Origin of the sequence: Streptomyces bambusae (assembly GCF_020532645.1) — a bacterium.
Lineage (GTDB): Bacteria > Actinomycetota > Actinomycetes > Streptomycetales > Streptomycetaceae > Streptomyces > Streptomyces bambusae.
On the sequence record NZ_JAJAUZ010000017.1, the window covers coordinates 55,417 to 72,397 of the forward strand.

The 16,981-nt window shown below is 73.3% G+C and carries 12 protein-coding genes; 1 reads left to right on the top strand and 11 read right to left on the bottom strand.

All coding sequences use genetic code 11. The annotated features are described in order from the left end of the window. Positions 1–116: 116 nt before the first annotated feature. The 8 genes from tmk to bldG all read right to left on the bottom strand — a co-directional run bounded on the left by tmk (position 117) and on the right by bldG (position 13,467). Positions 117–3,560, bottom strand: a complete 3,444-nt coding sequence (gene tmk, locus LG634_RS14565; RefSeq protein ID WP_226734204.1) for a dTMP kinase — start codon at positions 3,558–3,560, stop codon at positions 117–119. Between the two features lie 126 nt (positions 3,561–3,686). Further along, complete coding sequence (topA, locus tag LG634_RS14570) at positions 3,687–6,557, bottom strand: type I DNA topoisomerase (RefSeq protein WP_226734205.1); 2,871 nt, start codon at positions 6,555–6,557, stop codon at positions 3,687–3,689. 276 nt (positions 6,558–6,833) lie between these two features. Continuing rightward, a complete protein-coding gene (locus tag LG634_RS14575) occupies positions 6,834–7,031 on the bottom strand; it encodes a hypothetical protein (protein WP_226734206.1) in 198 nt (65 codons plus the stop codon). Between the two features lie 326 nt (positions 7,032–7,357). Beyond that, positions 7,358–8,878, bottom strand: coding sequence for a DUF7059 domain-containing protein (locus LG634_RS14580; protein WP_443729012.1), 1,521 nt, complete (start codon positions 8,876–8,878; stop codon positions 7,358–7,360). 100 nt (positions 8,879–8,978) lie between these two features. Further along, on the bottom strand, positions 8,979–9,551 hold the full coding sequence (locus tag LG634_RS14585; protein WP_226734208.1) for a small secreted protein: 573 nt from the start codon (positions 9,549–9,551) through the stop codon (positions 8,979–8,981). Between the two features lie 129 nt (positions 9,552–9,680). Next, entirely contained in the window at positions 9,681–12,080 is a 2,400-nt protein-coding gene (locus tag LG634_RS14590) for a sodium-translocating pyrophosphatase (RefSeq protein ID WP_226734209.1), read from the bottom strand. Between the two features lie 523 nt (positions 12,081–12,603). After that, positions 12,604–13,029 (bottom strand): ATP-binding protein, encoded by a 426-nt coding sequence (locus tag LG634_RS14595; protein ID WP_226734210.1) that lies wholly within the window; start codon positions 13,027–13,029, stop codon positions 12,604–12,606. Positions 13,030–13,125: 96 nt separating this feature from the next. After that, positions 13,126–13,467, bottom strand: coding sequence for an anti-sigma factor antagonist BldG (bldG, locus tag LG634_RS14600; RefSeq protein WP_226734211.1), 342 nt, complete (start codon positions 13,465–13,467; stop codon positions 13,126–13,128). A gap of 81 nt (positions 13,468–13,548) precedes the next feature. Here bldG and sftH point away from each other — a divergent pair, with 81 nt between their 5' ends. Next, entirely contained in the window at positions 13,549–16,068 is a 2,520-nt protein-coding gene (sftH, locus tag LG634_RS14605; protein WP_226734212.1) for a DEAD/DEAH box helicase, read from the top strand. Here sftH and LG634_RS14610 read toward each other — a convergent pair. From LG634_RS14610 to LG634_RS38450, 3 genes are read right to left on the bottom strand one after another with little or no spacing between them, the layout of a single operon-like run. Further along, a complete protein-coding gene (locus tag LG634_RS14610) occupies positions 15,968–16,369 on the bottom strand; it encodes an Rv3654c family TadE-like protein (protein ID WP_226734213.1) in 402 nt (133 codons plus the stop codon). The genes sftH and LG634_RS14610 overlap by 101 nt on opposite strands. Then, the gene (locus LG634_RS14615) at positions 16,366–16,719 is read right to left on the bottom strand and encodes a TadE family type IV pilus minor pilin (RefSeq protein ID WP_226734214.1); all 354 of its coding nucleotides are present in this window, start codon (positions 16,717–16,719) and stop codon (positions 16,366–16,368) included. The genes LG634_RS14610 and LG634_RS14615 overlap by 4 nt, the downstream gene beginning before the upstream one ends. Next, the gene (locus LG634_RS38450) at positions 16,706–16,951 is read right to left on the bottom strand and encodes a DUF4244 domain-containing protein (RefSeq protein ID WP_372482424.1); all 246 of its coding nucleotides are present in this window, start codon (positions 16,949–16,951) and stop codon (positions 16,706–16,708) included. Before LG634_RS38450 ends, LG634_RS14615 begins: the two co-directional genes overlap by 14 nt. Between the last annotated feature and the right edge of the window lie 30 nt (positions 16,952–16,981).

Consider the following 16,981-nt stretch of genomic DNA (forward strand, 5'->3'; position numbering starts at 1 on the left):
GGCCCGCCACGGACACCGGGCCGCCACGTCCACAGCCGACGGGCCGTGGTCCCGCGGCCAGCGGCCCGCGGTCCGGAAGGGCGGCCCCGGCTCAGCGCCGGACCACGGCCGGCGGCTCAGCGCCGGCGGCCGCCGCGGCGGCCGCGCGGTTCGTCGTCGTCGCGGTCGCGGGGGCCGAGGAGTTCGTCGGCCAGGGTCGGGAAGTCGTCGAGCGGGGTTTCCTCGGCCCAGTCCGGGCGGTGCAGGGGACGGCCCGACGCGTCGACCTGGGGCAGCTCGCGGGTGCTGTCCTCCGCTCCGGCCGGCGCCTCGTCACGGAAGATCCCCTGCGGGAACCGGTCCGCCGGGGCGTCCGTGCGTACGGGAGGCAGCACGGCGGTCTCGTCGACGCCGCGCGGCTCCGCCTCCCGTACGGGCGGCAGTACGGCCGTCTCCTCGATGCCGTCGCGTACGGGCGGCAGCACGGAGGTCTCGGCGGCGGGGTCGGTCTGCGCCGGGCCGGCGGCCCCCGGGTCCACGGCCGGGACCGGGATCGTCTGGGTGATCTCCTCGGCGCCGACCAGCGGGGTCTCCACGGTCACGGCCTCGTCGGCGGGTACGTCGGAGCCGGCCGCCGCGTCGGCCGCGGCGGCCCAGGAGGGCCGCTTCGCCGGCTCGTCGGCCTTGACCAGGGGCACCTTGGCGGTGGGCGCGGTGTCGGCCGCGGCCTTCGTCATCGGCACCTTCGCCGCGGCGGCAGTGCCACCGGCAGCCGGACCGGCCGCGGCGCCGGCAGCAGCACCGGCCACGGCACCACCGGCCGCAGTGCCACCGGCAGCGGCGCCCGCCGCCTTGACCGAAGCCGCAGCCGCAGCGGCGGCCGCCGCCTCCGCCAGCCGGCGGGCCTCCTCCGCCTTCACCAGGGCTTCCTCCGCCTTGCGCTGGCGTTCGCGGCGGCGCTCCTCGGCCTCGGCCCGCAGCCGGGCCTCCTCCTCGGCCTGCCGACGAACCCGCTCGGCCTCCGCCGCGCGCGCCCTGGCCTCGGCCTCGCGCCGGGCCTGCTCCTCGGCGGCGCGCAGCCGCTCCTCTTCGGCGCGCCGGCGCTCCTCCTCGGCCTTCCGGCGGGCTTCCTCCTCCGCCCGGAGCCGGGCCCTCTCGGCCTCGCGCTCCGCCTCCAGCCGGGCCTCCTCGGCCTCCCGCTCCGCCCGGAGGCGGGCTTCCTCGGCCTCCTTCTCGGCGCGCAGCCGGGCCTCTTCCGCCTCGCGGGCCTTGCGGGCCTCCTCCTCGGCGCGCAGGCGCTCTTCCTCCGCCTTGCGCCGGGCCTCCTCCTCCGCCTTCGCCTTCTCCTCGGCCTCCTTGCGGGCCCGCTCCTCCTCGGCCTTCCGGCGGGCCTCTTCCTCGGCCTTCCGGATCGCCTCGGCCTGCGCCTCGCGCTCCTGCTCGGACATCGGCAGGATCCGGTCGAGCCGGTGGCGGACCACCGTGGTGACGGATTCCGGGTCCTGGCCGGCGTCGACGACCAGGTAGCGGCCGGGGTCGGCGGCGGCGAGCGTCAGGAAGCCGGACCGGACCCGCTGGTGGAACTCGGCGGGCTCCGACTCCAGCCGGTCGGGGGCCTCGGTGAACCGCTCGCGCGCCGTCTCCGGCGAGACGTCCAGCAGCACCGTCAGGTTCGGGACGAGCCCGTCCGTGGCCCAGCGCGAGATCCGTGCGATCTCGGTCGGCGACAGGTCTCGGCCGGCGCCCTGGTAGGCCACCGAGGAGTCGATGTAGCGGTCGGAGATGACGACGGCACCGCGTTCCAGCGCCGGCCGTACGACGCTGTCCACGTGCTCGGCGCGGTCGGCGGCGTACAGCAGTGCCTCGGCGCGGTTCGACAGGCCGGCGGAGGAGACGTCGAGCAGGATCGACCGGAGCCGCTTGCCGACCGGGGTGGCGCCCGGCTCGCGGGTCACGACCACCTCGTGGCCCTTGTTGCGGATCCACTCGGCGAGCGCGTTGACCTGCGTGGACTTGCCGGCGCCGTCGCCGCCCTCCAGGGCGATGAAGAAGCCGGTGGCGGAGGGCGTCTGGGCGGGCTCGCCGCCGAGCAGCGCCTCGCGGAGGTCGCGCCGCAGCGGCACGCCCTGCCGGTCGTCGGCGCGCGCCAGCACGATCACCGCGACGGGCAGCAGCAGCGCGCCGACCAGCATCAGGGTGAAGGCGGCGCCGCCGTGGGCGAAGACGAGGTCGCCGCCGGCGAGCCGGTGCGGGCCGATGGCGGCGGCGAGGAGCGGCGCGGCCACGGCGCCGATGGCCACGGCGATGCGTGCGACGGCGTGCAGGTGCTCGGTGACCGCCTCCCGCCGGGACTCCTCGGTCTCCTGGTCGATCAGCGCGTGGCCCGTGTTCGCCGCGACGCCCGCGCCGGCACCGGCGACCAGGGCCAGGATCACGACGGTGGAGGTGTCGCCGATCAGCCCGGCGCCGAGCAGCGCGAAGCCGGTCAGACCGATGGCGAGGGCCAGCAGCCGCCGCCGGGACAGCCCGGGCAGCGCCTTGCCGGCCTGGGCACCGCGGATGCCGGCGGCGGTGCCGCCGGTGAGCGCGAGGACGAGCAGCGCGAAGGTCACGGGCCCGCCGCCGAGGTCGTCGGCGTGCAGGGCAGTGAGCGCGACGGCGCAGGAGACGGCTCCGGCAACGGACGCGCAGGCGAGGACGAGCAGCGGGACGGCGCCGGTGCGGCCCTTCTCGGGCCGGCCGTCCTGCACCGGCGGCCGCAGCCCGGCCAGCGGCGACCGCGGGCGCGGGCCTTCGCCGTCGGGGAGTATCAGCGGGACGAGGATGGACACCGAGGCCGCGAACAGGCCGGCCGCCACGTACGAGCCGAGGGCGGCCTGGTGGGCCGAGAACCAGTCCCCGAACAGGCCGACCAGCTTGGCCAGGAGCCCGGAGACCACCAGCACGGCGGCCGCGGCGGGCAGCGCGAGGAACCCGGTGCGCAGCGACAGCCGCCGCAGCGCGTCCAGGTGGTCGGGCAGCGGCCGTACGGTGGCACCCTCCGGAGGCGGGGGCGGCAGCAGGGCCGGCGCGGCGCTCTCCTTGGCGAGGGTCCACAGCCGCTCGGCGACCCCTGACACGAACCCGGTGACCAGCAGCAGGGTCAGCGCGTGCGCGGGCACCCAGTCGATCCACAGCGGGGCGACGACGAACAACGCGATCCGGATGCCGTCCGCGCCGACCATCGTCCAGCGCCGGTCTAGCTTGCCGCCGGCCGCCGTCAGGGCGGACAGCGGGCCGAGCAGCGCGGCGCCGCACAGCAGGGTGGCGAGGATGCGGACGCCGAAGACGGCGGCGACCGCGAAGGCCGCACCCCGGTAGCCGCCGCCGAAGGAGCCCTCCGCGACGGCCGCCTCGAACGCCAGCAGCACCAGCACCAGCAGGGCCACGGCATCGCCGATCCCGCTCGCCAGCTGCGCGCTCCACAGCCGCCGGAGCAGGGGGATGCGCAGCAGGGAGCGGACCGCGCGTTCGCGTGAGTCCGCGGCGAGGGCTTCGTCGTAGGTGGGGTTCACGACCGTTGGCTGCTCGGTTCGCGTCATCCGCCCAGCCTATCCGCTGTGTCCGGTGGTGCCGATCGCGCGCCGGGGCGCCCGTACTCCCGGGTACGCGGCGGGCCCCGGAACCGATCCGGTCCCGGGGCCCGCCCGCCCTGCACACTGCCTCCGCTACGCCTCGTCCGCCGGCGCCGCGGCGGTCTTCCCGGCGGCCGCGGCGGTGGTCTTCTTCGCCGTGGTCGTCTTCTTGGCGGTGGTCTTCTTGGCAGCCGTGGTCTTGGCCGCGGCGGTCTTCTTGGCGGCCGTGGTCTTGGCGGCCGTCTTCTTCGCCGTGGCCTTCTTCGCGGGCGCCTTCTTCGCGGGCGCCTTCTTCGCGACCTTCTTGGCCGGTCCCTTGGCCCGCTTCTCCGCCAGCAGCTCGTAGCCGCGCTCCGGCGTGATCGTCTCGACGTCGTCGTCGCGGCGCAGGGTCGCGTTGGTCTCGCCGTCGGTGACGTACGGGCCGAAGCGGCCGTCCTTGACCACGACGGGACGCTCGCTGACCGGGTCGGTGCCCAGTTCCTTCAGCGGCGGCTTGGCCGCGGCCCGGCCGCGCACCTTCGGCTGGGCGTAGATCGCCAGGGCCTCGTCGAGCGTGATCGTGAAGAGCTGGTCCTCGGTCTCCAGGGAGCGCGAGTCCGTGCCCTTCTTCAGGTACGGGCCGTAGCGGCCGTTCTGCGCGGTGATCTCCTGGCCCTCGGCGTCCGCGCCGACGACGCGGGGCAGCGACATCAGGCGGAGCGCGTCCTCCAGGGTGACCGTGTCCAGGGACATGGTCTTGAAGAGCGAGGCGGTGCGCGGCTTGACCGCGTTCTTGCCGGTCTTCGGGGTGCCCTCGGGGAGGATCTCCGTGACGTACGGGCCGTAGCGGCCGTCCTTCGCGACGATCTCGTTGCCGCTGACCGGGTCCTTGCCGAGCTCGAACTCGCCGCTCGGCTTGGCGAACAGCTCCTCGGCGTAGGCCACGGTCAGCTCGTCGGGCGCCAGGTCGTCGGGCACGTCGGCGCGCTGGTGGCCCTCCGCGTCCTTCTCGCCGCGCTCGACGTACGGGCCGTAGCGGCCGACGCGCAGCACGATGCCCTCGCCGACGGGGAACGAGGAGATCTCGCGGGCGTCGATCGCGCCGAGGTCGGTCACGAGCTCCTTGAGGCCGCCCAGATGGTCGCCGTCGCCGTTGCCGGCTTCGGCCGCGGTGCCTGCGCCGGCGCCCTCGCTGCCGAAGTAGAAGCGCTTGAGCCACGGCACGGACTGGGCCTCGCCGCGCGCGATGCGGTCGAGGTCGTCCTCCATCTTGGCGGTGAAGTCGTAGTCGACGAGCCGGCCGAAGTGCTTCTCCAGCAGGTTGACCACGGCGAAGGAGAGGAAGGACGGGACGAGCGCGGTGCCCTTCTTGAAGACGTAGCCGCGGTCGAGGATGGTGCCGATGATCGAGGCGTACGTCGACGGACGGCCGATCTCGCGCTCTTCGAGCTCCTTGACCAGCGAGGCCTCGGTGTAGCGGGCCGGCGGCTTGGTCGCGTGGCCGTCCGCCGTGATCTCCTCGGCGGTCAGCGCGTCGCCCTCGGCCACCTGCGGCAGCCGGCGCTCGCGGTCGTCGAGCTCGGCGTTCGGGTCGTCGGCACCCTCCACGTAGGCCTTCATGAAGCCGTGGAAGGTGATCGTCTTGCCGGAGGCGGTGAACTCGGCGTCGCGGCCGTCGGCCGCGGTGCCGCCGATCCGGACGGTGACGGAGTTGCCGGTCGCGTCCTTCATCTGGGAGGCGACGGTGCGCTTCCAGATCAGCTCGTACAGGCGGAACTGGTCGCCGGTCAGGCCGGTCTCGGCGGGCGTGCGGAAACGATCACCCGAAGGACGGATCGCCTCGTGCGCCTCCTGCGCATTCTTGACCTTGCCGGCGTACACGCGCGGCTTCTCCGGCAGGTAGTCGGCGCCGTACAGCTGCGTGACCTGCGCCCGGGCCGCCGTGACGGCGGTGTCGGACAGGATCGTGGAGTCCGTACGCATGTAGGTGATGAAGCCGTTCTCGTACAGCTTCTGGGCCACCTGCATGGTCGCCTTCGCACCGAAGCCGAGCTTGCGGCTGGCCTCCTGCTGGAGCGTGGTGGTGCGGAACGGCGCGTACGGCGAGCGGCGGTACGGCTTGGACTCGACGGACCGGACCGCGAAGGAGGTCTCGGCGAGGGCGGCCGCCAGGGCGCGCGCGGACGCCTCGTCCAGGTGCAGGACGTCGCTCTTGAGCTGCCCGTTCGGGCCGAAGTCGCGGCCCTGCGCGACGCGCCGGCCGTCGACCGTGTTCAGGCGGGCGACCAGCGTCGACGGGTCGGACGCGTCGCCGGCGCGGCCGGTGCCGAAGGTGCCGGTCAGGTCCCAGTACTCGGCGGAACGGAACGCGATGCGCTCGCGCTCCCGCTCGACGACGAGGCGGGTGGCGACGGACTGCACACGGCCGGCGGACAGCCGGGGCATGACCTTCTTCCACAGGACCGGCGAGACCTCGTAGCCGTAGAGGCGGTCGAGGATGCGGCGGGTCTCCTGGGCGTCGACCATGCGCTGGTTCAGCTCGCGCGGGTTGGCGACGGCGTCGCGGATCGCGTCCTTGGTGATCTCGTGGAAGACCATCCGGTGGACGGGGACCTTGGGCTTGAGGACTTCCTGGAGGTGCCACGCGATGGCTTCGCCCTCGCGGTCCTCATCGGTGGCGAGGAAGAGTTCGTCGGACTCGGCCAGCAGCTCCTTGAGCTTCCTGACCTGTGCCTTCTTGTCGGCGTTGACGACGTAGATCGGCTGGAAGTCGTGCTCGACGTCGACGCCGAGGCGGCGCACCTCGCCGGTGTACTTCTCGGGCACCTCGGCGGCGCCGTTCGGGAGGTCGCGGATGTGCCCGACGCTCGCCTCGACGACGTACCCCGGCCCGAGGTAGCCCTTGATCGTCTTCGCCTTGGCAGGAGACTCGACGATGACGAGTCGGCGGCCGCCCTTTGCGGTCTCGCTAGTCGGGGACAACTTGGCTCTTCTCTCCGGTCGGCACTCGGTCGCAGTACGGCGACGCTGCGGAGTGTGACGGTACAACCCGCCCCCGTGTCAAACGGCGGAAGCCCGCAACGGCCACTCGAACGGTAACCCGACTAGTGCCATTCCTGCCGCCCGGATACCGCCGTCGGCACCGGACCGAGGCGTTCCCCAGCCGTCCGCGATCCCTTTGCGCCGCCTCCACCCGGGCTCCACCGGGCCTTCACCGGAGCTCCGGCGCCGGACGGCGGGCGGGTGGTGCCGGGTGTGTCACAACCGGGTGAAACACCACACCCCGAGGGCCAGCGACACCGCTCCGGCCAGCAGCGACAGCGGTACGGCAACCGCCTGCCCCACTCCGTCGGCGACCGGCGCCCGGCGCACCGCCCGGGCCGCCGTCCAGGCCAGCAGGGCCACGCCGAACAGCACGAACGTCAGCCCGGCGAACCAGGCGGGTCCGCTCTCCATGCCACGCCCCCTCCTCCCGGCGCCCGCCGGGAACTCCCGCCGCGAGCGTGGCACGCACCCCTGCACGGAAGGCCGAAATCCACGCGAACCCCAGGTGAACTCACCCCGGGTGAACCCGGCGGACCGGGACATGGCGGACGGACCGCGGCCGGGAGGGGCGGCGGGACCGGCAGGACCCTCAGGAGAGCCGGGACGAAGCCGGGCGGTCCGGGCCGGTCCGGGCCGGTCCGGGCCGGAGCCGAAGCCGGAGCCGGAGCCGGAGCCGGGAGCGGGCCCGCGTCGGGGAGGGACCGGGGCGGGAGCCGGAAGCGCCCGCCCCGCTCGGCTCACTCCCCTGCCCGCACCCGCGCCGGATCCACCGGCTCCAGGAACCCCTGGTCGACCAGCAGCCGGATCGCCTCGGGGGTCCGGTCGCGCAGCACCACAGGGTCCTCCTCCACCAGCGAGGCGATCGCGTCGAGGATCCGGCCCGCGCTCAGCGAGCCGTCGCACACCCCGGCGAAGCCCGCGCCGACCGTGTCCACCTTGGTGGCCCGGCGCATCCCGCGGTGCTGGCGCAGCACCACGTGCTCCGGGTCCTCGGCACCCGGCACGCCGACCTGCTCCTGGACGACTTCGGCCACCATCCTGAAGTGGCCGGCCAGCAGCGCCGCGTCGTCGTGCCCGCGCAGGTAGTCCTGGCGCTCGAAGTGTGCGCGCACGGTGTCGCCGAGCGGCTGCTCCACCGGGTGCGGCCACTCCTCCACCACGATCGACGGGTACTCGGCCCCCGACTTCCGGAGCGTGATCCAGCCGAATCCGACCGCCTTGGTGCGCTGCTCCTCGAACTCCTCCAGCCAGTCCTCGTACCGGCGGGCGTACTCCTCGGGCGCGGTGCGGTGGTCCCCGGCGTCGCGCAGCCACAGCTCCGCGTACTGGGTGACGTCCTGGACCTCGCGCTGCACGATCCACGCGTCGCAGCCGCGCGGCACCCACGAGCGCAGCCGGTCCTTCCAGTCCTCCCCTTCCACGTGCTGCCAGTTGGCGAGGAACTGCGCGTACCCGCCCGGGTTGAGGTGGTCGCCGGCCTGCTGCACCAGCGTCCGGCACAGGTCGTCGCCGCCCATCCCGCCGTCCCGGTACGTCAGCCGGGCGCCGGGCGAGATGACGAACGGCGGGTTCGACACGATCAGGTCGTACGTGGCCTCCCCGACGGGTTCGAACAGCGAGCCCGTCAGCAGCTCGGCCTCCGGGGCGCCGGAGAGCGCGAGGGTGAGCCGGGTGAAGTCGAGGGCCCGCGGGTTGACGTCGGTGGCGGTGACCCGGGTCGCGTGCTGCGAGGCGTGCAGCGCCTGGATCCCGGAGCCGGTGCCGAGGTCGAGGGCGGAGCCGACCGGGGTGCGGACGGTGATCCCGGCGAGGGTGGTGGAAGCGCCGCCGACCCCGAGGACCACGCCCTCCTCACGGCTGCCGATGCCGCCGGCGCCGCCGACCGCGCAGCCGAGGTCGGAGACGATGAACCAGTCCTCGCCGTCGGGCCCGCCGTACGGCCGGACGTCGACGCGGGCGTGCACCTCGTCGCCCTCGCGGCGCAGCCAGCCGTCGGCGAGGGCGTCCGCCACCGGCAGCGCCGCCTCGGCGTGCACGTACGGCACCGGGCGCTGGAGCAGGAACAGCCGGATCAGGGTGCTCAGCGGGCCGTCGCCGCGGGTGGCGCGCAGCGCGGGCACGGTCTCGCTGCGGGCGAGCGCGGCGTAGGCGGGGGCGCCGAGCAGGTCGAGCATGCCGTCGGCGGTGAAGCCGGCGGCGAGCAGGGCGGCACGGAGCTCGGCCGCGCGGCGGGGCGAGGGAAGGCTGGTGGTACTCACATCACCCATTGTGTCGGCTCACCCCGGCGAAGGCCGACTTGTCCACAGGCCCGCCCGGTCGGGCCGGAGCGGGCCTGTGGACAAGTGCCGGCAGAAGCCGTCAGCCCTGCGCGGGAGCCGACGCGCCGGCCTCGGGGCGCTGGCAGCTCTTCTGGTTCTTCATCGCCTTGCCCAGCTCGCCGGACTGAAGCTTCGTCAGCGCCTCGTTGCCGCTCTTGCCGAGCTTGTCGAGCTCGGCCGCGATCTCCTTGAGGCCGTCCGCGAACTTGGCCTGGTCCTTGCTGTCGAGGCCGTCCACCTTCGTCTTCAGGGTGGCGTACGACTTGGAGATGGAGTTGAGTTCGGCGACGGCGTCGGACCGGGTCTTCTCGCCGTCCTTGACCGGCGGCACGCCGGCGTCCTGCACGGCCGTGCCCATCGACGCGTAGGCCTGGGACATCGCCTGGAAGGCCGCCGAGTCGGTCTTCTGGACCACGTCGGCCTTGCTCTGGTCCGTGGTCTCCTTCTGGATCGCCGTGTTCGCGTCCTCGATCTTCTTGACCTGGGGCTGCACCTGGTCGCAGACCTTCTTGGCCCAGTCGTTGACCTTCTTGTCCGAGTCGTCCCCGCAGCCGGACAGCACGAGTACCAGTACCGCACCGCCGGACACCGCGGCCGCAAGCTTCTTGTTCACCGGATTGGTCCCTTCCAAGGCTCTCGGCCCCGGAAGATACACGCCCGCCCGTCGGGTACGCAGAAAGGCGGACGGGCGGCGCGTCCGAGCGCACCGCCGGTCCGCCTTTCGGGCGCACGGGCCGCAGGGTCAGGAAACGACCGCCGGATCGCCCTGCTGGGCCACTCGTTCCGCGCTCCCTTCGCTGCTCTCGCCGACCGCGATGCCGCGCCGCTTGGACACGTAGACGGCACCCACGATGACCGCGATGGCGGTGATCGCCACCACCGCGCGGACCGCCGGGCTGGCGTCGTCCCCGTAGCTGAACTGCACGACCGCGGGGGCGATGAGCAGGGCGACCAGGTTCATGACCTTGAGCAGCGGGTTGATGGCCGGGCCGGCGGTGTCCTTGAACGGGTCGCCGACCGTGTCGCCGATGACGGTCGCGGCGTGGGCCTCGCTGCCCTTGCCGCCGTGGTGCCCGTCCTCGACCAGCTTCTTCGCGTTGTCCCAGGCGCCGCCGGAGTTGGCGAGGAAGACGGCCATCAGGGTGCCGCAGCCGATCGCGCCGGCGAGGTACGAGCCGAGGGCGCCGACCCCGAGGGTGAAGCCGACCGCGATGGGGGCCATCACGGCGAGCAGTCCGGGCGTGGCGAGCTCGCGCAGGGCGTCCTTGGTGCAGATGTCCACGACGCGCCCGTACTCGGGCTTCTCGCTGTAGTCCATGATCCCGGGGTGCTCGCGGAACTGGCGGCGCACCTCGTAGACGACCGCGCCCGCGGAACGGGAGACGGCGTTGATCGCGAGCCCGGAGAAGAGGAACACCACGGCCGCGCCCAGGATCAGGCCGACGAGGTTGTTGGGCTGCGCGATGTCGAGGCTGAGGGCCATGTCGCCGGTCTTGACCCCGACGTCCTTGACGGCTCCGGCGATCGCGTCGCTGTACGAGCCGAAGAGCGCGGCGGCGGCCAGCACGGCGGTGGCGATGGCGATGCCCTTGGTGATGGCCTTGGTGGTGTTGCCGACCGCGTCGAGGTCGGTGAGCACCCGGGCGCCCTCGCCCTCGACGTCGCCGGACATCTCGGCGATGCCCTGGGCGTTGTCGGAGACCGGTCCGAAGGTGTCCATGGCGACGATGACGCCGACGGTGGTGAGCAGGCCGGTGCCGGCCAGCGCGACGGCGAACAGCGCGAGCATGATCGAGGTGCCGCCGAGCAGGAACGCCCCGTACACGCCGAGGCCGATCAGCAGCGCCGTGTAGACGGCGGACTCCAGTCCGACGGAGATGCCGGCGAGGACCACGGTCGCGGGCCCGGTCAGCGAGGACTTGCCGATGTCCCGGACGGGACGGCGGTTGGTCTCGGTGAAGTAGCCGGTGAGCTGCTGGATGAGGGCGGCGAGCACGATGCCGATGGCCACGGCGACGAGGGCGAAGACCCGCGGGTCGCCCTCGTGGCCGGTGATGGCGGCCTCGGTGACGCCCTTGAGGTCCGCGTACGAGGCCGGCAGGTAGGCGTAGACGGCGATCGCGACCAGGACCAGGGAGATCACGGCGGAGATGAAGAAGCCGCGGTTGATGGCGGTCATGCCGCTGCGGTCGGTCCGGCGGGGGGAGACCGCGAAGATGCCGATCATCGCGGTGACCACGCCGATGGCGGGCACGATCAGCGGGAACGCGAGCCCCAGGTCGCCGAACGCGGCCTTGCCGAGGATGAGGGCGGCGACGAGGGTGACGGCGTAGGACTCGAAGAGGTCAGCGGCCATGCCCGCGCAGTCGCCGACGTTGTCGCCCACGTTGTCGGCGATGGTCGCGGCATTGCGCGGGTCGTCCTCCGGAATGCCCTGTTCGACCTTGCCGACCAGGTCGGCGCCGACGTCGGCGGCCTTGGTGAAGATGCCGCCGCCGACACGCATGAACATCGCGATGAGTGCGGCGCCCAGGCCGAAGCCCTCCAGGACCTTGGGGGCGTCCGCGGCGTAGACGAGGACCACGCAGGACGCGCCGAGCAGGCCGAGGCCGACCGTGAACATGCCCACCACACCGCCGGTGCGGAAAGCGATCTTCATTGCCTTGTGGGAGACCTCGGTCAGGTCCTTTGCGGGTTCTCCTTCGGCGGGAGTCGCCTCGCGGGCCGCCGCGGCCACGCGGACATTCGCCCGTACGGCCAGCCGCATGCCGATGTATCCGGTGGCGGCGGAGAACAGCGCGCCGACCAGGAAGAAGGCGGAACGCCCGGCCCGCTGGGACCAGTTGTCGGCCGGCAGCATGAACAGCAGGAAGAACACGACGACGGCGAATACGCCGAGCGTGCGCAACTGTCGTCCCAGATAGGCATTTGCTCCTTCCTGCACGGCGGCTGCGATCTTCTTCATGCTGTCGGTGCCCTCGTCGGCGGCGAGCACCTGGCGGACCAGGATCTGCGCGACGACGAGGGCGGCCACGGCCACGGCAGCAATCACGATCACGATGAGCCGGTTGTCATCGGTGAGTACTGCGCCTGCAAGCCCGGCAGCGTGGGCTTGCTCAAGAGGGGTGAAGAGCCCCGTCATTCGTCCTCCTTGACGTGATGAGCTCAAGATGTGGACGGATTGTAGGGAGCAGTTCCCGATCAAAACAGTGCGCGGGAAACGGAATTGGCGCGCTCTCGCTCCTCAGCAATTGATCGCGTCACGCCATTACCCTCGAAGGGGGTAATGGGGCAAAAGCATTGACGGTTGATCAATGATCTAGGTAAATGAAAAGAGGCCCTGCTCAACGGGGCCTCGGGGATCCCGGATAAGATCGGAATGTAGGACCGGGGGCAATCACCGGAAAGGATCTCGCCGGGTCAAACGATCTCAATGCGCGCCGGTCACATCGAAGTTGTTCCGGCCGGTACCGCGGCCCGGATACGCGGCCTCGGGGGCGTGACGGAGGACGACGGGACCCGGCCAGAGCCGGCCGAGGGCCGGTCCGGGGGCGGTCCGGGGGCGGTCCGGGCGGCGCAGCAGGCGGACGGGCGCGGACATGCGGAAGCGACGGCCGGCCTCGGTGGGCCCGGCCGCCGCGAGCGGGGCGGAGGCGGTGCGGCGGCTACGGAAGCCCGGGCGCGCCGGCCACCGGCCAGCTCATGCGGATCACACCACCGGCTTCGCCGCTGGTGACCTCGTAGTCGTCGACCAGGCCGCTGATCACCGCGAGGCCCATGTCGTCCTCGGCGGCGTCCGAGTCACCGGCCGGGCCGGTGCCCGCCGGGCCCGCGGGGCCGCCGGGGGCCTCGTCGCCGACCTCGATGGAGAAGACCTTCTCCTCGTCGGTGAGCACCACGCGCACCGGCGCGGTGACCGCGTTGCCGCGGTGCAGGCCCACGGCGCGGGAACAGGCCTCGCCGACGGCGAGCCGGACCTCGTCGAGCAGGGCTTCCTCCACCCCGGCCCGGCGCGCCACGGCAGCCGCCACCAGGCGGGCCGTCCGGACGTGTTCGGGCTGGGCGCTGAAACGGAGTTCAACGGTGGCCATGGGCTCCCCCTCGGACGTTCGGGCGTGCTCGGCAGGGGCCCGGGCCTGGCCGGCCCGGCGCCCCGCTCTCTTGCTGCTCCGGCTACTCCGGGGCCGTCAGTCGGTGGCGCTGACGGCTTCTTCGACCGTGGTGTGGATCGGGAACACCTTGGTCAGGCCGGTGATGCGGAAGATCTTGAGAATGCGCTCCTGGTTGCAGACCAGGCGCAGGGAGCCCTCGTGCGCGCGGACGCGCTTGAGACCACCCACGAGCACGCCGAGGCCGGTGGAGTCGAGGAAGTCCACCCGCTCCATGTCCACCACCAGGTGGTAGCTGCCGTCGTTCACCAACTCGACCAACTGCTCGCGCAGCTTGGGCGCGGTATACACATCAATCTCGCCACCGACCTCGACGACCGTGCGGTCGCCGACAGTGCGAGTCGACAGGGACAGGTCCACGGATCCTCCAGCACCTTGCTATCGAGCGGCGCCCCCCAGGGGCCTCCCCATCCGAAGGTAGGGGACGGATTGGCAGCCGCGATGGCATTCAATCACTTACCGGCAGGCGCGCACGACGCCTTCGGTCCATTGTCCTGCACGCCAGTGACACACTCGGTGGCGATGGCCGGCATTGAACCCCCCGGTCCGCCCACGGCGGCCGAGGACTCGCGACCCTCCCCCGGCACGGTCCTGGACCGCCTGTCACGGGGGCCGAACCGTGCTGCACGCATCACCCATACGGAGCATTTGCCCCCTCGGGCGGGCCGCCATGCCGTCTGGCCGGATCGCATCCGAACGGATGTCGTAGCGGCCATCGCCAAGGCGGGCATCGAGCACCCGTGGGCGCACCAGGCCGAAGCCGCCGAGCTGGCCCTGGACGGTGCGTCCGTGGTGGTGGCCACGGGCACCGCCTCCGGCAAGTCGCTGGCCTATCTGGCGCCGGTCCTGTCGGCCCTGGCCGAGGGCGCCGAGGCCCCGAACGGCCGTGGCGCCACCGCCCTCTACCTGGCCCCCACCAAGGCCCTCGCCGCCGACCAGCGCCGCGCGGTCCGGGAGCTCGCCGCCCCGCTGGGCAAGGCCGTCCGGCCCGCCGTGTACGACGGCGACACCCCGGTCGAGGAACGCGAGTGGGTCCGCCAGTACGCGAACTACGTGCTCACCAACCCCGACATGCTGCACCGCGGGATACTCCCCGCCCACCCCCGCTGGTCCTCCTTCCTGCGCTCGCTGCGCTACGTGGTGATCGACGAGTGCCACACCTACCGCGGGGTCTTCGGCTCGCACGTCGCGCAGGTGCTGCGCCGGCTGCGCCGCCTCTGCGCCCGCTACGGCGCCGACCCCGTCTTCCTCCTGGCCTCGGCCACGGCGAGCGCCCCCGCGGTGGCCGCCGGCCGGCTGACCGGCCTACCGGTCACGGAGGTCACCGACGACGCCTCGCCCCGCGGCGAGGTGGTCTTCGCCCTGTGGGAGCCGCCGCTCACCGAGCTGCACGGCGAGAAGGGCGCGCCGGTCCGCCGCACCGCCACCGCCGAGACCGCCGACCTCCTCTCCGACCTGGCCGTGCAGGGGGTCCGCACGGTCGCCTTCGTCCGCTCCCGCCGCGGGGCGGAGCTGATCGCCCTGATCACCCAGGAGCGGCTGGCCGCCGTGGACCGCTCCCTGCCCGGCCGGATCGCCGCCTACCGCGGCGGCTACCTGCCCGAGGAGCGCCGGGCCCTGGAGCGGGCCCTGCACTCGGGCGAGCTGCTGGGCCTGGCCGCGACCACCGCCCTGGAACTCGGCGTGGACGTGTCCGGCCTGGACGCCGTACTGATCGCCGGCTATCCGGGCACCCGGGCCTCCCTGTGGCAGCAGGCAGGCCGGGCGGGCCGCTCCGGCCAGGGCGCCCTGGCCGTCCTGGTGGCCCGCGACGACCCGCTGGACACGTATCTGGTGCACCACCCGGAGGCCCTGTTCCGGCAGCCGGTCGAGGCCACCGTGCTCGACCCCGACAACCCGTACGTGCTCGCCCCGCACCTGTGCGCGGCCGCGTCCGAGCTGCCCCTCACCGACACGGACCTGGAGCTGTTCGGACCGGCGGCGGCCGGTCTGCTGCCGCAGCTGGAGTCGGCGAAGCTGCTCCGGCGGCGGGCCACGGCCTGGCACTGGACCCGCCGGGAGCGGGCGTCGGACCTGACCGACATCCGGGGCGGCGGCGGCCGCCCGGTGCAGATCGTGGAGGCCGGCACCGGACGGCTGCTGGGCACGGTGGACGAGTCCGCCTCGCACACCGCCGTCCACGACGGCGCCGTCCACCTCCACCAGGGCCGGACCTACCTGGTCAAGCACCTCGACCTGGAGGACTCGGTCGCCCTGGTCGAGCAGGCCGACCCGCCGTTCTCCACCACGGCCCGCGACACCACCTCGATCGCCGTCCTGGAGACCGAACGGGAGGTCGCCTGGGGCGATGCCCGGCTCTGCTACGGCTCGGTGGAGGTGACCAACCAGGTCGTCTCCTACCTGCGGCGCAAACTGATCACCGGCGAGGTGCTGGGCGAGGCCAAACTCGACCTGCCGCCCCGCACCCTGCGGACCCGGGCCGTGTGGTGGACGGTCACCGAAGACCAGCTCGACGCCGCCCGGATCAACCCGGAGATCCTCGGCGGTGCCCTGCACGCCGCGGAACACGCCTCCATCGGACTCCTCCCCCTCTTCGCCACCTGCGACCGCTGGGACATCGGCGGCGTCTCCGTGCCGCTCCACCCGGACACCCTCCTTCCGACGGTCTTCGTTTACGACGGCCATCCGGGCGGTGCCGGCTTCGCCGAGCGCGCCTTCCACACGGCCCGCGCCTGGCTGACCGCGACCCGGGACGCGATCGCGTCCTGCGAGTGCGAGGCCGGCTGCCCGTCCTGCATCCAGTCCCCCAAGTGCGGCAACGGCAACGACCCGCTCCACAAGCGAGGCGCCGTCCGCCTTCTCACCCGCCTCCTCTCCGCCGCTCCGGAAGATCCGGCTCCTGGGGCTCCGGAGGGTTCAGCGCCTCCTGAGGACCCGCTCGGGAGCGGATCTCCGGCGTGAACGGGCCCGCCGGGGAACGGGCCGTGACGTCGGCGATCTCTCCCGTCACCGCGCAGCGGGCCAGGGAAGCCGACGCCGCACGGGCGACCTTGTCCGCGGCGCGGCAGGCCGCCTGCTCGCCCAGCTGCCAGCGGGCGGCCGCCGCGAGGGCCGCCAGATCGGCTGCCGCCGCAGCCCGATGACGGGCCGTCACTACCTGACCAAGCGTCAGCACGCCGCCGAACACGGCGCACAGCATGCAGGCCACCAGCACCGCCCACACCGTGGCGGAGCCCCACTCTCCCTCGCTCCCCCGGGTCACGGCGCCGCCCCCACCGCGTCCTCGGCGAGGGCCGCCGCCCGGGCGCCCAGCCGGACCCGCAGGGCGGCCGGCCCGGGAGCGGGGGCCTCCACACGGACCCGCCAGAGGTCCCCCTCCCGCTGCACGGAGATCCGGGCGCCCGCCGGGGCCGCCTCGCGGGCGATGGCCGCGGCCCGGTCGGGCGGCTCGGACCGGGCTGCCGCGCGGGCCCCGGCCCGCGCGGCGTCCACGCACCGGATCTGCCCGGCCGCCGCCATCAGCGCCCAGACCAGCAGGGTCGCGAACACCACCAGCGCCGGCAGTACCAGGGCCGCCTCGGCGGTCACGTAGCCCCGGTCAGAACGGCGCATCGAGCGCCCTACCGATCGTCGACTGGAGGGCGCCGGACACCGCCTCGCTGGTGACGATCTTGTAGAGCACCGCGGCGAAGGCACACGCCGCGATGGTCCCCATCGCGTACTCCGAGGTCGACATCCCGGCATCGCGCCGTCCGGCCCGCCTGGCCGCCCTCAGCCGCCTCACGAGCCAGGTACGCGCCCCGGCCCGCCCCCAGTCCTTCGCCACAAGGGTCTTCACGGCCAGGCCCACTTCGGTGATCTTCTTCATGACAGG